At 69.9% G+C, this 18,923-nt stretch carries 17 protein-coding genes; all 17 read left to right on the plus strand.

The window, feature by feature from the left end; translation table 11 throughout:
- Positions 1–49 precede the first annotated feature (49 nt).
- The 17 genes from AB0F88_RS20215 to AB0F88_RS20295 all read left to right on the plus strand — a co-directional run bounded on the left by AB0F88_RS20215 (position 50) and on the right by AB0F88_RS20295 (position 18,875).
- Complete coding sequence (locus tag AB0F88_RS20215; RefSeq protein WP_362686715.1) at positions 50–841, plus strand: metalloregulator ArsR/SmtB family transcription factor; 792 nt, start codon at positions 50–52, stop codon at positions 839–841.
- The gene (sufB, locus tag AB0F88_RS20220) at positions 838–2,250 is read left to right on the plus strand and encodes a Fe-S cluster assembly protein SufB (protein WP_350967904.1); all 1,413 of its coding nucleotides are present in this window, start codon (positions 838–840) and stop codon (positions 2,248–2,250) included. The genes AB0F88_RS20215 and sufB overlap by 4 nt, the downstream gene beginning before the upstream one ends.
- Positions 2,250–3,371 carry a Fe-S cluster assembly protein SufD gene (sufD, locus tag AB0F88_RS20225; RefSeq protein WP_362685813.1) on the plus strand — a complete coding sequence of 374 codons (1,122 nt, stop codon included), beginning with the start codon at positions 2,250–2,252 and terminating at the stop codon, positions 3,369–3,371. Before sufB ends, sufD begins: the two co-directional genes overlap by 1 nt.
- Entirely contained in the window at positions 3,368–3,685 is a 318-nt protein-coding gene (locus AB0F88_RS20230) for a non-heme iron oxygenase ferredoxin subunit (protein WP_362685816.1), read from the plus strand. Before sufD ends, AB0F88_RS20230 begins: the two co-directional genes overlap by 4 nt.
- Before the next feature lie 37 nt (positions 3,686–3,722).
- Positions 3,723–4,457, plus strand: coding sequence for a Fe-S cluster assembly ATPase SufC (gene sufC, locus AB0F88_RS20235; RefSeq protein ID WP_362686718.1), 735 nt, complete (start codon positions 3,723–3,725; stop codon positions 4,455–4,457).
- The gene (locus AB0F88_RS20240) at positions 4,457–5,716 is read left to right on the plus strand and encodes a cysteine desulfurase (RefSeq protein ID WP_362685818.1); all 1,260 of its coding nucleotides are present in this window, start codon (positions 4,457–4,459) and stop codon (positions 5,714–5,716) included. Before sufC ends, AB0F88_RS20240 begins: the two co-directional genes overlap by 1 nt.
- A gap of 118 nt (positions 5,717–5,834) precedes the next feature.
- Positions 5,835–6,272, plus strand: coding sequence for a Fe-S cluster assembly sulfur transfer protein SufU (sufU, locus tag AB0F88_RS20245; protein WP_362685821.1), 438 nt, complete (start codon positions 5,835–5,837; stop codon positions 6,270–6,272).
- On the plus strand, positions 6,269–6,655 hold the full coding sequence (locus AB0F88_RS20250) for a metal-sulfur cluster assembly factor (RefSeq protein ID WP_362685824.1): 387 nt from the start codon (positions 6,269–6,271) through the stop codon (positions 6,653–6,655). Before sufU ends, AB0F88_RS20250 begins: the two co-directional genes overlap by 4 nt.
- Positions 6,656–7,022: 367 nt before the next feature.
- Complete coding sequence (locus AB0F88_RS20255; RefSeq protein WP_362685827.1) at positions 7,023–8,741, plus strand: DEAD/DEAH box helicase; 1,719 nt, start codon at positions 7,023–7,025, stop codon at positions 8,739–8,741.
- 463 nt (positions 8,742–9,204) lie between these two features.
- The gene (locus AB0F88_RS20260) at positions 9,205–10,107 is read left to right on the plus strand and encodes a hypothetical protein (protein WP_362685830.1); all 903 of its coding nucleotides are present in this window, start codon (positions 9,205–9,207) and stop codon (positions 10,105–10,107) included.
- 220 nt (positions 10,108–10,327) lie between these two features.
- Positions 10,328–12,118, plus strand: coding sequence for an ABC transporter substrate-binding protein (locus tag AB0F88_RS20265; protein WP_362685833.1), 1,791 nt, complete (start codon positions 10,328–10,330; stop codon positions 12,116–12,118).
- 139 nt (positions 12,119–12,257) lie between these two features.
- Positions 12,258–13,253: an ABC transporter permease gene (locus AB0F88_RS20270; protein WP_362685836.1), complete on the plus strand. Its 996-nt coding sequence runs from the start codon at positions 12,258–12,260 to the stop codon at positions 13,251–13,253.
- Positions 13,254–13,294: 41 nt separating this feature from the next.
- Complete coding sequence (locus AB0F88_RS20275; RefSeq protein ID WP_362686721.1) at positions 13,295–14,158, plus strand: ABC transporter permease; 864 nt, start codon at positions 13,295–13,297, stop codon at positions 14,156–14,158.
- Entirely contained in the window at positions 14,159–15,100 is a 942-nt protein-coding gene (locus AB0F88_RS20280; protein ID WP_362685839.1) for an ABC transporter ATP-binding protein, read from the plus strand.
- 102 nt (positions 15,101–15,202) lie between these two features.
- On the plus strand, positions 15,203–16,084 hold the full coding sequence (locus AB0F88_RS20285) for an ATP-binding cassette domain-containing protein (RefSeq protein WP_362685842.1): 882 nt from the start codon (positions 15,203–15,205) through the stop codon (positions 16,082–16,084).
- Positions 16,081–18,459 (plus strand): glycoside hydrolase family 2 protein, encoded by a 2,379-nt coding sequence (locus tag AB0F88_RS20290; RefSeq protein ID WP_362685845.1) that lies wholly within the window; start codon positions 16,081–16,083, stop codon positions 18,457–18,459. Before AB0F88_RS20285 ends, AB0F88_RS20290 begins: the two co-directional genes overlap by 4 nt.
- A gap of 152 nt (positions 18,460–18,611) precedes the next feature.
- Positions 18,612–18,875: a phosphoribosyl-ATP diphosphatase gene (locus AB0F88_RS20295; RefSeq protein ID WP_012892448.1), complete on the plus strand. Its 264-nt coding sequence runs from the start codon at positions 18,612–18,614 to the stop codon at positions 18,873–18,875.
- Positions 18,876–18,923 lie beyond the last annotated feature (48 nt).

Consider the following 18,923-nt stretch of genomic DNA (forward strand, 5'->3'; position numbering starts at 1 on the left):
ACTGGGGAAGCAATTACGGCACACTGATGTTGTGAAATACGTGACCGGGATGCAGGGCACCGAGGGAGCCGCCGCCGTGCGGCCCTCCGCCGTGTCCGCCGAGCGCAGCACGCGAGCGCGTGTCGCCCGGCTCATCCTGGAGCACGGACCCATCACCGCCGCCGCCCTCGGCGAGCGGCTCGGCCTCACTCCCGCCGCCGTGCGCAGGCACCTCGACGCCCTGCTGGCCGAGGGAATGGCCGAGGCCCGCACCGCCAGGCCACGAGGCCAGCGCGGGCGCGGGCGACCGGCCAAGCTGTTCGCGATAACCGACGCGGGCCGCAGCGCCTTCGAGCACGCCTACGACGGCCTCGCCGGGAGCGCGCTGCGTTTCCTGGCCGAGCGCGTGGGCGAGGAGGCCGTGGCGGAGTTCGCCAGGTCACAGGTGGCCGGCCTGGTCGACCGCCTGCGGCCGAGGATGAGCGAGGTCCCCGCCGACCAGCGGGTCCGCGTCCTGGCCGAGGCGCTGTCGGCCGACGGCTACGCCGCCTCGGCGAGCAAGGCCAGCCTCGGCGGCGAGCAGCTGTGCCAGCACCACTGCCCGGTGGCGCACGTGGCCGCGGAGTTCCCGCAGCTGTGCGAGGCCGAGACAGAGGCGTTCGGACGCATCCTCGGCACCCCCGTGCAGCGGCTCGCGACCATCGCCCACGGCGACGGCGTGTGCACCACGCACGTGAGTCCCCGCAGAACCCCCGGGCCGGGCGCCAGAGAGCCCGCGACGGGCTTTTCGGTACCCGATCCGGCGCCACCGCCGGCAGTCCACGAAACGATCGACACATCGAGCAAGGAGACCGGAAGGTGACTGTCACCGACCGCCCGGAGCTGGAAGGCCTCGGGAATTACAAGTTCGGCTGGGCCGACTCGGACGCCGCGGGAGCGACGGCCCGGCGCGGCCTGTCCGAAGAGGTCGTCCGCAACATCTCCGCGCTGAAGAGCGAGCCGGAGTGGATGCTGGACCTTCGTCTGAAGGGGCTGCGCCTTTTCGGTAAGAAGCCCATGCCCAACTGGGGTTCCGACCTCAGCGGGATCGACTTCGACAACATCAAGTACTTCGTGCGCTCGACGGAGAAGCAGGCCGCCTCCTGGGAGGACCTGCCCGACGACATCAAGAACACCTACGACAAGCTCGGCATCCCCGAGGCGGAGAAGCAGCGCCTGGTCGCCGGCGTCGCCGCCCAGTACGAGTCCGAGGTGGTCTACCACAAGATCCGTGAGGACCTTGAGGAGAAGGGTGTCATCTTCGTCGACACCGACACCGCGCTCAAGGAGCACGAGGAGATCTTCAAGGAGTACTTCGGGACCGTGATCCCGGTCGGCGACAACAAGTTCGCCGCGCTGAACACGGCCACCTGGAGCGGCGGCAGCTTCATCTACGTGCCGCCGAACGTCAACGTGGAGATCCCGCTCCAGGCCTACTTCCGGATCAACACCGAGAACATGGGCCAGTTCGAGCGGACCCTGATCATCGTCGACGAGGGCTCCTACGTCCACTACGTCGAGGGCTGCACCGCGCCGATCTACTCCTCCGACTCGCTGCACAGCGCGGTCGTGGAGATCATCGTGAAGAAGAACGCGCGCTGCCGCTACACGACCATCCAGAACTGGTCGAACAACGTCTACAACCTGGTCACCAAGCGCGCCGTGGCGTACGAGGGCGCGACCATGGAGTGGGTCGACGGCAACATCGGTTCCAAGGTCACCATGAAGTACCCGGCCGTCTACCTCATGGGTGAGCACGCCAAGGGCGAGACCCTCAGCGTCGCCTTCGCCGGTGAGGGCCAGCACCAGGACGCCGGGGCCAAGATGGTGCACCTCGCGCCGAACACCAGCTCCTCGGTGATCTCCAAGTCCGTCGCCCGCGGCGGCGGCCGCACCTCCTACCGCGGCCTGGTCCAGATCGAGGAGGGGGCGCACGGCAGCGCCAGCACCGTCAAGTGCGACGCGCTCCTCGTCGACCAGATCAGCCGCTCCGACACCTACCCCTACGTGGACGTGCGCGAGGACGACGTCTCCATGGGGCACGAGGCCACCGTCTCCAAGGTCTCCGACGACCAGCTCTTCTACCTGATGAGCCGCGGTATGGGCGAGGACGAGGCGATGGCGATGATCGTCCGGGGCTTCGTCGAGCCGATCGCCCGCGAGCTCCCGATGGAGTACGCCCTGGAGCTGAACCGCCTGATCGAGCTGCAGATGGAAGGGGCCGTCGGCTGATGGGTCTCGACACCGGAAAACCCCTGTCGACCCTCCACGAGAAGGCCTCGTACGACGTGGCCGACTTCGCGGTACCGACCGGCCGGGAGGAGGAGTGGCGCTTCACCCCGCTCTCCCGGCTCAAGGGCCTGCACGAGGGCGTCGCGGCCTCCGCGAACGTCGTCGTGCACGTCGACGCCGCCCCCGAGGTCACCGTGGAGACCGTCGGCCGCGACGACCAGCGGGTCGGTAAGGCATACGTGCCCGCCGACCGGGTCAGCGCCCAGGCCTACGCCTCCTTCGAGAAGGCCACCGTGCTCACCGTCCCGCGCGAGGCCGTCGCCTCCAAGCCGACGGTGATCACCCTCACCGGGTCCGGGCAGGGCGCCGCGTACGGCCACACGGTCGTGCGGCTGGAGCCGATGGCGGAGGCCGTGGTCGTCCTCGACCACCAGGGCAGCGCCGTCTACGCCGACAACGTCGAGTTCGTCGTGGGCGAGGGCGCCACGCTCAAGGTCGTCAGCCTGCAGGACTGGGCCGACGACGCCGTGCACGTCTCCCACCACCACGCGCTGCTGGCCAAGGACGCGACCTTCCGCGGCTTCGTGGTCACCCTCGGCGGCGACCTGGTCAGGCTGTCCCCGTCGGTCTCCTACGAGGGCCCCGGCGGCGACGCCGAGCTGAACGGCCTCTACTTCGTCGACGCCGGCCAGCACCTGGAGCACCGCCTCCTCGTCGACCACTCCAAGCCCGGCTGCCGCAGCAACGTCGACTACCGCGGCGCGCTGCAGGGCCAGGACGCGCACGCGGTCTGGATCGGCGACGTCATCATCCGCGTCGAGGCCGAGGGCACCGACACCTACGAGCTCAACCGCAACCTGCTGCTCACCGACGGCGCCCGCGCCGACTCGGTGCCCAACCTGGAGATCCTCACCGGCGAGGTCGCCGGGGCCGGTCACGCCAGCGCCTCGGGCCGTCTCGACGACGAGCACATCTTCTACCTCCAGGCTCGCGGGATCCCCTTCGAGGACGCACGCCGCCTCGTCATCAGGGGCTTCTTCGCGCAGCTGCTGGAGAAGATCGAGGTTCCCGAGCTTCGCGAGCGGGTGCTCGCCCGGGTCGAGGCGGAGCTTGAGAAGTGACGTTCGAGAAGGTCTGCAAGCTCGCCGACATCCCCGACGAGGGAGTGATCGGCCTTGAGGTCGGCGACACCCCCGTCGCCCTGGTCCGCCGGGGCGAGGAGGTCTTCGCGCTGCACGACGTCTGCTCCCACGCCGAGGTGAAGCTCAGCGAGGGAGAGGTCTACGACGGCACCCTGGAGTGCTGGCTGCACGGCTCGTGCTTCGACCTGCGTTCGGGCAAGCCCACCGGGCCGCCCGCCAACAAGCCCGTCCCCGTATACCGAGTAAAGATCGATGGCGATGACGTCCTCGTCTCGCTCTCGAAGGAGTCATAAAGTGTCTGACACGAGCCGAGTTCCCTCGGGTTCCACCCTGGAGATCCGCGACCTGCACGTCACCGTCGCCGACAAGGAGATCCTGCGCGGCGTCAACCTGACCGTGCGAGCCGGCGAGACCCACGCCATCATGGGCCCCAACGGCTCGGGCAAGTCCACGCTCGCGTACGCGATCGCCGGCCACCCCAAGTACACGATCACCAGTGGCCAGGTCCTGCTCGACGGGGTCGACCTGCTGGAGCTCACGGTCGACGAGCGCGCCCGCGCCGGCCTGTTCCTCGCCATGCAGTACCCGGTCGAGGTCCCCGGCGTCAGCGTCTCCAACTTCCTGCGCACCGCCGTCACCTCCATCCGCGGCGAGGCCCCCAAGCTCCGCGAGTTCGCCAAGGACCTCAAGTCCGGCATGGACGCGCTGTCCATCGACGCGGCCTTCGCCCAGCGCAACGTCAACGAGGGCTTCTCCGGCGGCGAGAAGAAGCGCCACGAGATCCTCCAGCTGGAGCTCCTCAAGCCGAAGATCGCCGTCCTCGACGAGACCGACTCCGGCCTCGACGTCGACGCGCTGCGCGTGGTCTCCGAGGGCATCAACCGCTTCCGCTCCGACGAGACCGGCGTGCTGCTCATCACCCACTACACCCGCATCCTGCGCTACGTGAAGCCGGACTTCGTCCATGTCTTCTCCGCCGGGCGGATCGTGGAGCAGGGCGGCCCCGAGCTCGCCGAGAAGCTCGAGGCGGAGGGCTACGAGGCCTACACGAAGGCGTCGGCCTGATGGACAACGGCCTTGACGTGGAGAGGATCAGGAAGGACTTCCCGGTCCTGTCCCGCGAGCTTCCCGGCGGCAGGCCGCTCATCTACCTCGACTCGGGCAACTCCTCGCAGAAGCCGACCCAGGTGGTCGAGGTGATGCGCGAGCACATGGCGATGCACTACAGCAACGTCGGCCGCGCCATGCACGTGCTGGGCGCGGAGTCCACCGAGGCGTACGAGGACGCCCGCGACAAGGTCGCCGCCTTCATCGGCGCGCCCGGCCGCGACGAGGTCGTCTTCACCAAGAACGCCTCCGAGGCGCTCAACCTGGTGGCGTACGCCTTCGGCAACCCCATCGGCACCGACCCCCGCTTCCGGCTCGGCCCGGGCGACGAGATCGTCATCTCCGAGATGGAGCACCACTCCAACATCGTGCCCTGGCAGATGCTCGCGCAGCGCACCGGCGCGACGCTGCGGTGGTTCTCCGTCACCGACTCCGGCCGCCTGGACCTGTCCAACCTCGGCGAGCTCGTCAACGAGCGTACGAAGATCGTCTCGATCGCGCACCAGTCGAACGTGCTGGGCACGGTCAACCCGGTCGCCCCGGTGCTCGCCAGGGTCCGCGAGGTCGGCGCGCTGATGATGCTCGACGCCTCCCAGTCGGTGCCCCACCGGAAGGTGGACGTGGCCGCGCTGGGGGTCGACTTCCTCGCCTTCACCGGCCACAAGGTCCTCGGCCCGTCGGGGATCGGCGTGCTGTGGGGCCGCGGCGAGCTGCTCGAGGCGATGCCCCCGTTCCTGGGCGGCGGCGAGATGATCGAGGCGGTCTGGATGGACCACTCGACCTACGCGCCCGCGCCGCACAAGTTCGAGGCGGGCACCCCGCCCATCGTCGAGGCCATCGGCCTCGGTGCCGCCATCGACTACCTGTCCGAGATCGGGATGGACGCCGTCACGCGCCACGAGCGCGAGCTCACGGCGTACGCGCTCGACGCCCTGGGGGAGATCCCGGGGCTGCGGGTGATCGGCCCGCTGGACCTCGAGGACCGGGGCGGCACGGTCTCGTTCACCCTGGAGGGGATTCACCCGCACGACGTCGGGCAGATCCTGGATGACAACTTCGGGGTAGCCGTGCGCGTGGGGCACCACTGCGCCCGCCCGCTCCATCTGAGATTCGGGATTCCCGCGACCACGCGGGCGTCCTTCTACCTCTACAACACACCGGCCGAGATCGACGCCCTGGTCCGCGGCCTCCACCACGTGCGGAAGGTGTTCGCCTAGCCATGCCCGAGCAGTCGAGCCGGCGAGCGGGCGGACGGCGGGCGGCGGACGCCCGCCGCACGGCGCCCGGCGACGCGCGAGCGTACGGCGCAGCGAACGAGAAGGTGAGCACGGCCCTATGATCGCCGAGTCCATGTACCAGGAGCTGATCCTGGAGCACTACAAGCACCCGCAGGGGAGGGGGCTTCGCGACCCGTACGACGCCGAGGTCCACCACGTGAACCCGACGTGTGGTGACGAGATCACCATGCGCGTGAAGCTGGGCGACGGCGGCAAGGTCGAGGACGTCTCCTACGACGGGCAGGGCTGTTCCATCAGCCAGGCCGCGGCCTCCGTGCTGCACGAGCTGGCCACCGGCTCGACCGTCGACGACACCCTCGGCGTCGTGGACGAGTTCACCCGGCTCATGCAGGGCAGGGGAAAGGTGGAGGCGGACGAGGACGTGCTGGGCGACGCCGTCGCCTTCGCCGGGGTCGCCAAGTTCCCCGCCCGGGTGAAGTGCGCGCTACTGGCGTGGATGGCCTACAAGGACGCGGTCGTGAGGAGCACCAAATGAGCAAGGCTGTAGAGACCCCCACCACGGCGTACGACGGGGACACCACCCATGACGAGGTCATGGAGGCTCTCAAGGACGTCGTGGACCCCGAGCTCGGCATCAACGTCGTCGACCTGGGCCTGATCTACGGGCTCCACCTGGACGCCGCCGAGCAGGGCGGCGAGGGCGGCGAGGGTGTCACCCTGCCGGTCGCCACCATCGACATGACGCTGACCAGCGCGGCCTGCCCGCTGACCGACGTCATCGAGGACCAGGCGCACTCGGCCCTGGAGGGCATGGTCTCCGACGTGAAGATCAACTGGGTGTGGCTGCCGCCGTGGGGCCCGGACAAGATCACCGACGAGGGACGCGAGCAGCTCCGGATGCTGGGTTTCAACGTCTGAGAAGTGGTTTCCGGTACGGCTCGCACCCCCCGGGGTTCGGGCCGTACCCAATTGTGTGAGAGGATTTCCGAGGCCGGGAAGAAAAGCCCGGCCAGGAGTGTTGACTCCAACCGACGGACAAGCGACCGGCCGATGCCGGACGCCCCGACCGAACCCGGCACTGCGAACGCCGGGTATGCTTGATCGTGGTTTGACTGCGTGCGGGTAAGCTAGACCCGCCCCGTGCGGTGCGCCTCGACTTGCACCGCACTACCGCCCCCATGTGGGCGTTGATCCAGCGCGGCCTCAGGCCGTGCGTTCCAGGCTCGTCCTTTCGCAGAAGTGACGTGCCCCGTTCTTCTATCGAAAGGCACGAGTCTTCGTGACCATGCTTGACGCTGTTCTGCCCGAAATCACCGACATCACCGAGATCTCCCAGGCCCCCGCAGGCGTGTCCGAGTTCACTCTCCTCGGTCTGCCGAAGCCGCTGGTGACCGGTCTCTCCCGTTCGGGCATCGACAGTCCCTTCCCCATCCAGCGGGCCACGATCCCCGACATTCTCGCCGGTCACGACGTTCTCGGCCGCGGCCAGACCGGCTCCGGCAAGACGCTCGCCTTCGGCCTGCCCATGATGACCCGCATCGCCGGCGCCAAGGCCCGTCCCGGCCACCCGCTGGCCGTCGTCCTGGTCCCGACCCGCGAGCTCGCCATGCAGGTGACCGACGCGCTCGAGCCGCTCGGCCGCGGTCTGTCGCTGCGGATGAAGACCGTCGTCGGCGGCATGTCCATGGGCCGCCAGATCGAGGCGCTGCGCCGCGGCGTCGAGGTCGTCGTGGCCACCCCCGGCCGCCTGACCGACCTCATGCAGCAGGGCGAGTGCATGCTGGACGAGGTCCAGGTGACGATCCTCGACGAGGCCGACCACATGTGCGACCTCGGCTTCTTCCCGGTCGTCAGCGCGATCCTGCAGCAGACCCCGGCCGACAGCCAGCGCCTGCTGTTCTCCGCCACCCTCGACGGCGACGTCGACAAGCTCGTCCGCCGCTTCCTCACCAACCCGGTGACCCACTCGATGGCCCCGGCCGCCTCCTCGGTCGACACCATGGAGCACCACGTGCTGGAGGTGCACCGCGACGACAAGTTCCCGGTGACCGCCGAGATCGCCAACCGCGAGGGCCGGACCATCATCTTCGTGCGCACCCAGCACGGGGTCGACCGGCTGTGCAAGCAGCTCGCCCAGGTCGGCATCCGGGCCGGCGGCCTGCACGGCGGCAAGCGCCAGAACCAGCGCACCCGCATCCTGGCCGAGTTCAAGGAAGGCACGATCAACGTCCTGGTCTGCACGGACGTCGCGGCCCGCGGCATCCACGTCGACAACATCAGCCTCGTGCTGCACGTCGACCCGCCCCAGGACCACAAGAGCTACCTGCACCGCGGTGGCCGTACGGCCCGCGCCGGGGAGAAGGGCACCGTCATGACGCTGGTGCTCCCCAACGAGCGCCGCTCCACCGACTCGATGACCCGCCGCGCGGGCATCAAGCCGTTCCGCATCAAGGCCACCCCGGGCCACCCGCGCCTGGGAGAGGTCGCCGGCGCGCGTACGCCCACCGGCGAGCCGATCCCGGTCTGGGAGCCCTCGGCGCCGGCCGCCAAGCAGCGTCAGGGCCGCGGCGGCTTCGGCGGCAACGGCGGCGGCGGGCGTGGCCCGCGCCGCTTCCGCTCCGACCGTCCCGCCCACGGCGCCGGCGAGGGCCAGCAGCCCCGCGAGCGTTCCTTCGGCGACGACAACCGCGGCGGCGGTGCCTCCGGTGGCGGCCAGTACCGCTCCGAGCGCCCGGCCGGCGGCGGTTACCGTTCCGAGCGCCCGTCGGGCGGCGGCTTCCGCTCCGAGCGTCCCACCGGTGGCTACCGCGGTGGCGAGCGGCGCGAGCCGTTCCGCGCCGACCGTCCGGCCCCGGCCGGCGGCGGTTACCGTTCCGAGCGTCCCGCGGGCGAGCGCGAGCCGTTCCGCGGCGAGCGCCAGGGCGGCGGCTTCCGCGGCGGGGAGTTCCGCGCCGACGGCCGCGGCTCCGCCCCGCGCAGCGGCGGCAGCCGCTACGGCCGCTGATCACGCTGATCACCTCGTAGGGCCCGAAGGTCCTACCGCGACACCCTGAAGGGCCGGTACGGCATCCGCCGTACCGGCCCTTCGGCGTTGCCCGGGACCTCTCGCGACCGCCACCGCGACCGCGCCGCGCCGGTGCCCGGCCGGTGCCCGCTCGCCGGCGGCGGGTCGCCCTGGCCGGACCTCCCGGGCGGCCGGCGGGACAGCGGCGATCGAGGTCGATCGGGACAGCGGCGATCGAGGTTGATCGGGACAGCGGCGATCGAGGTTGATCGGGACAGCGGGGACCGAGGTCGATGCCGGTGGCCGCCGGATCCCGTGGTTGACGATCTAGATTCAGTCGTCATCATGGCTGTATATCCCGCTATTTCCGTTCAGCTTCGAATGCCCTGGGGGCCGGGCACTCTCCGCCGGGCTGCCCGCGTGATCAATTGATGCGTCCGGGATCTCCGAGATAAGAGGATAAATGCGCCTTTTGTGGTCCAGCCTCCGTGTTCTCGCTCGCCTTTCCCTCGTCGTCCTGACGGCCACGGCCGGGACCGTCGCCGCCGTTCCCTCTGCGTCCGCCGTTCCCTCCTCTGCGTCCGCCGTTCCCTCCTCCGCGTCCGCCGTTCCCTCCTCCGCGTCCGCCGTTCCCTTCTCCGCGTCCTCTGCGTCCGCCGTTCCCTCCTCCGCGTCCTCTGCGTCCGCCGCGCAGAGTTACCGCGTCCTGCAGCTCAACCTCTGCCACAGCGGCGTCAACACCTCCTGCTTCAACGGGGCCGACGTCATCCAGGAGGCGCGCGACATCATCGGCGCCAGGCAGCCGCAGGCCGTCACGCTCAACGAGATCTGCCGCGACGACCTGGCCCAGCTGGCCCCCTCGATGGGGAACGGCCACCAGGCGTTCGCCCCGGCGCTGCGGCCCGACGGCACGCCGGTGCGCTGCGTCAACGGGGACGAGTACGGCAACGGGCTGATCTTCCGCGCCACCGGGGCGACGAACTTCTCCGGCGTCTACGCCACCCAGGACGGCGGGAGCGAGAGGCGCGTCTACGTGTGCGCCGAGTTCCCCGACCTCACCGGTTGCACCACCCACCTGTCGACCACGGGGAGCGTCGCCATGGCGCAGTGCAAGGCTGCCATCGCCATGTTGCGCGACCGGGGCGCCGCCACCAGGCCGACCTTCCTGGCCGGTGACTTCAACATGAGGTACGCGCCGCTGTTCGGGCAGAACGTCCAGAACTGCAACTCCGCTCCCTTCTTCAGGAAGGGGGACGGGGACGTGCAGCACGTCTTCGCGGCGAGCATGGGCTTCGAGCGCACCGACGTCATCTCCATGAGGTACACCGACCACCCCGCGCTGCTCGTCACCCTGACCAAGCCGTGACGGGGCCGTGACGGGGCCGTGACGCGGCCTCGCGGGTCGGTCCCCTGCCAGGGGGCCGACCCCCTCCCGGCTGCGGTGATTGTAACTGAACCGGTCTAGTCGCCTATTGACAGTGCAGACACATTGACTTTACGGTCGCGTTACTTATCCGGTTCAGCAAGCGCATGCGGTCGCGTTTAAATCGGTTGGGAGCGCTCCCATGCTGGAGAGGAGACTGTCGATGCGGATTCGACGAAGGTTCGCGATCCTCGGGGCGGCGGCCTGCGTGGCCTGCATGGCCGCGGCGGGGTGCACCGGCGGGTCCACCACGCCGTCCGCTCCGAGCGCGGCGCCGCAGGGTTCCGGCGGAGCGGCCCCGCCGGCCGGAGCGGGCGGGGCGGGCGACGCGAACGCCGCGTTCCCCCGCAACGAGACCCTGTACACCAGCGGCACCCAGTGGGGTCCCCCGGCCAACTGGAACCCGCTGCGGACCTGGGACTCGGCCACCGGCACCAAGGGACTCGTCTACGAGACCCTGTTCCTGTACGACCCCCAGACGGACAAGTTCACCCCCTGGCTGGCCGAGAGCGGCACCTGGACGGACGACAAGACCTACGACCTCAAGCTCAGGCAGGGGGTCACCTGGGCCGACGGCAAGCCCTTCACCGCCGACGACGTGGTCTTCACGGTCGAGCTCGGCAAGATGAAGACCATCCCCTACGCCAACCTGTGGGACTGGCTGGAGAAGGTCGAGGCGGTCGACGCGGGCACGGTCAGGTTCACCTTCTCCAAGGCCAACTACCAGCAGTGGGCCAACTGGGTCTACGCCAACGCGATCGTCCCCAAGCACATCTGGGAAGGTCTCTCCGAGGAGGAGGTGCTGAACGGCGTCAACGAGAAGCCGGTCGGCACCGGGCCCTACGCCTACCACAGCCACGACCAGGACCGGATGGCCTGGGTCAAGCGTGACGGCTGGTGGGCCACCGCCGCGCTGGGCAAGGAGGTCAAGCCCAAGTACGTCGTCGACATCGTCAACTCCAGCAACGAGGTCGCGATGGGCCTGCTGCTGCAGAAGGGCCTGGACCTCAGCAACAACTTCCTGCCCGGGGTGGCCAACCTCGTCAAGGGCAACTTCGGCGTCCAGACCTACTACCCCGAACCGCCGTACATGCTCTCGGCCAACACCGCGTTCCTGGTGCCCAACACCACGAAGAAGCCGATGGACGACCCCGCCTTCCGCAAGGCGCTCGCCAACTCCGTCGACACCAAGAAGATCGTCGAGGGCGTCTACGGCAACCTCGTCAAGGCGGCCGGCCCCACCGGCCTGCTGCCACAGTGGGACAAGTACGTCGACCAGGCCGTGGTGAGCGATAAGGGCTTCGCGTTCGACACCGCGAAGGCGAAGAAGCTCCTGGCCGACGCCGGGTACAAGGACGGCGACGGCGACGGGTTCGTGGAGAACAAGGACGGCTCCAAGGCCTCGCTGAAGCTCATCGTCCCGGCCGGGTGGACCGACTGGATGGAGGCGAGCCGGGTCATCGCCGAGGGCGCCAAGGCGGCCGGGATCGACCTCACCCCCGAGTTCCCCGACTACAACGCGCTGGTCGACCAGCGCACGTCCGGCAAGTTCGACCTGCTGCTCAACAACGAGCGGCAGCTTTCCAACACCCCCTGGATGTACTACGACTACATGTTCCGGCTGCCGATCAACAAGCAGCAGAACACCGTCAACTTCGGCCGCTACGAGAACAAGAAGGTCTGGGACCTGGTCCAGGACCTCGACGGCAAGAAGGTCGACGACGCCGAGGGAATGAAGCAGGTCGCCTCGGAGATCCAGAAGATCCAGCTGGACGACCTGCCGGTGATCCCCCTCTGGTACAACGGCCTGTGGGCGCAGACCAGCAACGCGGTCTGGACCAACTGGCCGTCCTCGGCCTCGGGCACCCCCAAGACCCCGCCGACCATGTGGCGCAACTGGCTGGAGCTGGGCGGGGTGCTGACCCTGACCGAGCTGAAGCCCGCCGGCGGCTGATCCGGCGATCCTCACCCCCTCCCTCGCGCCCCCGGACGTCCCGCCCGGACTCCCGCCCGGCCTCCACCTCGGCCGGGACCCGCCGGGACCCGCGGGGCCGCGCGGGGAGGGGCTCACCCCGCCGATTCTGGAGGATCGCGTGCGACGCTATTTCGGCCGGAAGCTGCTCGTGTACGGGCTCACCTTCCTCGTGGCCGTCACGATCAACTGGATGATCCCGCGCTTCATGCCCGGAGACCCGGTCCAGAGCATGCTGGCCAGGGCCAACGTGTCACAGCCCGCCGCCGTGGAGGCGATGCGGGCCCACTACACGAACCTGTTCGGGCTCGACCTGCCGCTCTGGGAGCAGTACGCCAACTTCTGGGCCGCGCTGTTCCGGGGCGACCTGGGCACCAGCATCTGGCTGTTCCCCACCCCGGTGACCGACGTCATCGTGCGGGCGGTGCCGTACACGCTGGCGCTGCTCATCCCGTCCATCCTGCTCAGCTGGTGGGCGGGCAACCGGTTCGGCGCCTTCGCGGCCAGGCGCAAGTGGCTGGACAACGCGGCCCTGCCGATCGGGTACGTGCTCACCGCCACGCCCTACATGTGGCTGGCCATCCTGATGGCCTGGGGGCTGGGCGTGGTGGCGGGGATCTTCCCCGTCTCCGGCGGCTACAGCTTCTCCATGCGGCCCAACTGGTCGTGGGAGTTCCTCGGGAACCTGGCGCTGCACTGGTTCCTGCCGTTCGTCTCGCTCTTCCTCGTCGCGTTCGGCGGCTGGGCGATCGGCATGCGCAACATGATCATCTATGAGCTGGAGGCCGACTACTCGACCTACCTGTCCTCGCTCGGGGCGTCGCGACGGCTCATCCGGCGCTACGCGTTCAGGAACGCGGTCCTGCCGCAGATCACCGGCCTGGCCCTGCAACTCGGCGTGCTCGTGGCCGGGGCCCTGGTCACCGAGATCGTCTTCTCCTATCCGGGACTGGGCCACCTGATCCTCAAGGCGATCCAGAACCAGGACTTCTTCCTGCTGCAGGGGGCCTTCCTGTTCATCGTCGTGGGCGTGCTGATCGCCAACTTCATCATCGACATCGTCTACGTCCTGGTCGACCCCCGTACCAGGACCGGGATGGGAGGGGAGGCCGCGTGACCGCCGTACCCGCGGACCCGCGGCCGGACCGGGAGGCCGCCGTGACGGCGGCCGTGCCCGCGAGGCGCCGCGAGGGCCTGTACTTCGCGCTGCGCAACGGAAAGCTCCTGGCGGGACTGGTCGTGCTGGTCCCGCTGCTCGTCCTGGCCGTCGCCGCCCCCGTGATCGCCGGGGGCGACCCGAACGCCTACGTCGCCACCCCCGCCTCGCCGCCCTCGGCCGAGCACTGGTTCGGCACCACCATGTTCGGCCAGGACATCTTCGCCCAGTTCGTCTACGGCCTGAGCCTCACCTTCCAGGTGGGGGTGCTCGGCGGCGGGCTGGCCGCGATCATCGGCATGGCGGTCGGCTTCACCGCCGGATACCGGGGCGGGCTGGTCGACGAGGTGCTGAACATGCTCACCAACATCGTCCTGGTCCTGCCCGCGCTCGCGGTGCTGCTGATCGTCAACGCCTACCTCGGGGTCCGCAGCGTCGGCGTGCAGGCGCTCTTCATCGGGCTCACCTCCTGGCCCTGGGCGGCCAGGGCCATCAGGGCCCAGACGTTCTCGCTGCGCTCGCGCGACTTCGTGGACCTGGCCCGGCTCAGCGGGGTGCGCACCTGGAAGATCATCGCCAGGGAGATCGCGCCCAACATGAGCTCGTACCTCTTCATGACCTTCATCCTGCTGTTCGGCGGGTCGATCCTGATCGCCGCCTCGCTCGACTTCATCGGCCTCGGTCCCAGCGAGGGCGTCTCGCTCGGCCTGATGCTCAACAACGCGGCCCGCTGGAGCGCCCTTCACCTGGGCATGTGGTGGTGGTTCGTCCCGCCCGGGGCCGGGATCACCGCCATCGTCGGCGCCCTCTACGTGATGAACGTCGGCCTCGACGAGGTGTTCAACCCGAAACTGCGGGAGCTGTGAATGACTCTGCGTGTGAAGGACCTGCGGGTCCACTACCGGACCATGCGCGGCGAGGTGCGGGCGCTCGACGGCGTCGGCTTCGACGTCGGCGACGGCGAGATCCTCGGCCTGGCGGGCGAGTCCGGCTGCGGCAAGACGACCCTCGGCAAGAGCCTCATCAGGATGGACGGCCGGATGCGGCTGGCCGGGGGCGGAGCGGAGCTGGACGGCGAGGAGCTGCCGATCGGCGACGACCGCCGGATGAACCCCTTCCGCTTCAAGCGGGTCTCCCTCATCCCGCAGTACTCCATGAGCGCGCTGAACCCCACCCGCAGGATCGGCCGGATGGTCGCCGAACTGCTCGCCTCCCGGGGCGAGCGCCTCGACGTCGCCGAGCTGGAACGCCGCCTCGACCTGGTCGAGCTGCCGCGCGACGTCCTGGACCGCTACCCGATCGAGCTGTCGGGCGGGATGAAGCAGCGGATGGTGATGGTCGTCTCCACCCTGCTCGACCCGTCCCTGCTCATCGCCGACGAGATCACCTCCGCGCTCGACGTGTCAACCCAGAAGGCCGTGGCCAGGACCCTGGTGGAGTTCAGGGACCGGGGTTTCGTGCGCAGCATGATCTTCATCACCCACGACATCTCGCTGACCTACCAGATCGCCGACACGATCATGGTCATGTACGCGGGGCGGCTGGCCGAGAAGGCTCCGGCAGGGGTGATCGTCAACGAGCCGCGCCACCCGTACACGCGGATGCTGATCTCCTCGCTGCCCGAGGTCGGCGTCCGCCACGCCGAGCGCAGGCTGTCGGGCATCCCCGGAAGGCCTCCCTCGCTGCTCGACCCGCCCTCCGGCTGCCGGTTCAGGGACCGCTGCCCGCTCGCCTTCGACAGGTGCGCGGAGGACCCCCCGCCGGTCGAGGTCGCCCCCGGCCACCACGTCGCCTGCTGGAAGGCCTGACCCGAAGGATTTCGGACGATGCTGAGAATCGAAGGGGTCACCAAGACCTACACCGGCCACCACGTCGCCTGCTGGAAGGCCTGACCCGGAGGATTTCGGACGATGCTGAGAATCGAAGGGGTCACCAAGACCTACAGGGTGGGTGCCTTCGGCACCGCGACCCTCACCGCCGTCGACGACGTGAGCCTGGACCTGGCGCCGGGGGAGGTGGTCTCCCTCATCGGCGAGAGCGGCAGCGGCAAGACGACCCTCGGCAAGACCGTCCTCGGGCTGATCCGCCCGACGAAGGGCGCGATCACCCTCGACGGCGCCCCCGCCAGGCCGGGCAAGGCCTACTACCGGCACGTGCAGGGCGTGTTCCAGGACCCGTTCAGCTGCTACAACCCGATCTTCAAGGCCGACCGGGTGCTGCAGATGATCAAGAATGAGTACTTCCCCGGCGTCGCCGCCTCCGAGTGGGACGGCAGGATCGACACCTCCCTCAAGGACGTCGGCCTCGATCCCGGGCAGATCCTGGGCCGCTACCCGCACCAGCTCAGCGGCGGCCAGCTGCAGCGCCTGCTGATCGCCAGGGCGCTCCTGCTCGACCTGCGGTACCTCGTCGCCGACGAGATCACCAGCATGCTCGACGCGTCCACCAGGATCGACGTCCTCAACCTGCTCGCCGACCTGAAGTCGCGCGGCCTCGGGGTGCTGTTCGTCACCCACGACCTGTCGCTGGGCAACTACATCAGCGAGCGGGCCGTGGTCCTGTACCGGGGACAGGTGGTCGAGTCCGGTCCCACCGACATGGTGTTCGGCAACCCCCTCCACCCGTACACGGCCAGGCTGCTGTCGTCGGTGCCCAGGCTCACCGCCCGGTGGGACGGCGAGCCGGCCGCCCCCGCAGAAGACGTGCGGGAAGGGCCCTCCACACTGGTGGAGGCCGAACCGGGCCATCTCGTCCGGCGGGGCGACACCGCATCCATGGGGAGTGTGAATTGAGGGCGCTACACGACGGCTGGACCCTTCACCAGGTGGGCGGGGACATCTCCCGCGTCCCGGCCACGGTTCCGGGGTGCGTGCACACCGACCTGCTGGCCGCCGGGCTCATCGAGGACCCGTACCTGGACGACAACGAGAACCGGCTGACCTGGATAGGCCGCTCCGGCTGGGAGTACGAGACGGTCTTCGCCTGGCACGCCGACGGGCACGACCGCGCCGACCTGGTCTGCGAGGGCCTGGACACCGTCGCCACCGTCGAGCTCAACGGCGTCGAGGTCGCCACCACGGCCAACCAGCACCGCTCCTACCGCTTCCCCGTACGGGAGCTGCTGCGCGAGGGCGAGAACACGCTGCGGGTGCGCTTCGCCTCCCCGGTGGAGTACGCCGAGGCGCGCAGGGCCGAGCTGGGCGACCGGCCCGGCAGCTACGAGGCGCCCTACCAGTTCATCCGCAAGATGGCCTGCAACTTCGGCTGGGACTGGGGCCCGGCCGTGGTCACCTCCGGCATCTGGCGGCCCATCGGGCTGCACTCGTGGAGCGGGGCCAGGATCGCGTCGGTGCGGCCGCTGGTGAGCACCGACGGATCCGGCGGGCGGGTCGAGGCGCACGTCACCGTCGAGCGCGCCGGCGACACATCGGCCGAGCCCCTCACCGTGACCGCGAGGGTGGCCGGGGTGGTGGCGGAGGCGGTGCTGGCCCCCGGCGAGCGCGAGGCCGTCCTGGAGGTGCGGGTGCCCGGGCCCCGGCGGTGGTGGCCGCGCGGATACGGCGCCCAGGACCGCTACGAGCTCACCGTGGACCTGTCCGGACCGGGCGACGGGGACACCTGGACGCGGCGGATCGGCTTCCGCGACGTGCGCCTGGACCGGACCGGCGAGGGCTTCACCGTCGTCGTCAACGACACCCCGGTGTTCGTGCGCGGCGTCAACTGGATCCCCGACGACTGCTTCCCGGCCCGCGTCACCCGCGAACGCCTGGCCGGACGCTTCGAACAGGCCCTGGACGCGAACGTCAACCTGCTGCGCGTCTGGGGCGGCGGCCTGTACGAGAGCGAGGACTTCTACGACCTGGCCGACGAGCTCGGCCTGCTCGTCTGGCAGGACCTCCCCTTCGCCTGCGCCGCCTACCCCGAGGAGGAACCCTTCGCCACCGAGGTCGAGGCCGAGGTCCGCGAGAACCTCACCCGGCTGTCCTGGCGCCCCTCCCTGGCGCTGTGGTGCGGCAACAACGAGAACCTCGAAGGCCACGCCGACTGGGGCTGGCAGGACGAGCTGGACGGGCGCACCTGGGGCGCGGGCTTCTACCACGGGCTGTTCCCGGCCCTGGCGGCCGAGCTCGACCCCACCCGCCCCTACTGGCCGGGCAGCCCGTACTCCGGCCACCCCGGCCTGCCGCCCAACGCCCCCGCCCACGGCACCACCCACATCTGGGACGTGTGGAACCGCGAGGACTACACCCACTACGCCACCTACACCCCCCGCTTCGTCGCCGAGTTCGGCTTCCAGGGCCCACCCGCCCACACCACGCTGCGCGACGCCGTCAGCGGCGAGCTGGCCCCCGACGCGCCCCTGGTGCTGCACCACCAGAAGGCCCACGAGGGCAACGCCAAGCTCCTGCGCGGCCTGGGCGAGCACCTGCCGGCACCGGAGACCTACGACGACTGGCACTACCTGACCCAGCTCAACCAGGCCAGGGCTGTCGCCTTCGGCATCGAGCGCTTCCGCGCCCTGGCCCCCTACTGCGCCGGCACCATCGTCTGGCAGCTCAACGACTGCTGGCCGGTCACCTCCTGGTCGGCCGTCGACGGCCGCGGCCGTCGCAAGCCGCTGTGGTACGCGCTGCGCCGCGTCTACGCCGACCGTCTCCTGAGCGTCCAGGGCGGCGCCGTGGCCGTGGTCAACGACGGCCCGGAACCGTGGACGGGCGAGCTGGAACTCCAGCGGCTCGCCCTGGGCGGGGAACCGCTGGCCAAGGAGAGCATCCGGGTCGACGTGGCACCCCGCTCGGTGACGAGCGTGCCGCTCCCGGACCCGGTGGCCGTCCCGGGAGACCCGTCGGCCGAGCTGCTGTCCGTACGGCTGGACGGGCACCGCGCGCTCCACTTCTTCGCCGAGGACACCCGCGTCGCCTTCCCCGCCGCCGCCTACGACACCGAGGTGGCCGAGGCGGAGGGCGGCGGCCTGGACGTCACCGTCACCGCCCGCACCCTCCTGCGCGACCTGGCCCTGTTCCCCGACCGCCTCGACCCGGCCTCCTCGGTCGACGACATGCTCATCACCCTGCTGCCCGGCGAGAGCGTCACCCTGCACGTCACCGGCTCGCCCGATCCCGCGGCCCTCGTCACCCGCCCGGTGCTGCGCTGCGTCAACGACTGAGCGCCCCGGGGAGGTTTCCGGCTGTGCGGGGGAATCCAGGGGAAAGGGGACGACGACCGGGCGGCGCGCGTCCCAGAGCGTGGACCTGCACACGCCGGGGGCCGATGGCCCGTTAGGCTTGACGGGCACATCCGACGACGCCGAGAGAGATCATGAAGACCTTCGAAGAGCTGTACGCCGAGCTGTCCGACAAGGCGCGCACCCGGCCCGAGGGCTCGGGCACCGTGGCCGCGCTGGACGCCGGGGTCCATGCCATCGGCAAGAAGGTCGTGGAGGAGGCCGCCGAGAGCTGGATGGCGGCCGAGCACGAGTCGAACGAGCGGGCGGCCGAGGAGATCTCCCAGCTCCTCTACCACGTGCAGGTCCTCATGATCGCCAAGGGGATCGGACTGGACGAGGTCTACAAGCATCTGTGAGCCGGTGCGCCCGGCTCCGGCCCTCGTAGGCAATCCCGTCCACCTGTA

The organism is Streptosporangium sp. NPDC023963, assembly GCF_040639135.1.
In the GTDB taxonomy this organism is placed as follows: Bacteria; Actinomycetota; Actinomycetes; order Streptosporangiales; family Streptosporangiaceae; genus Streptosporangium.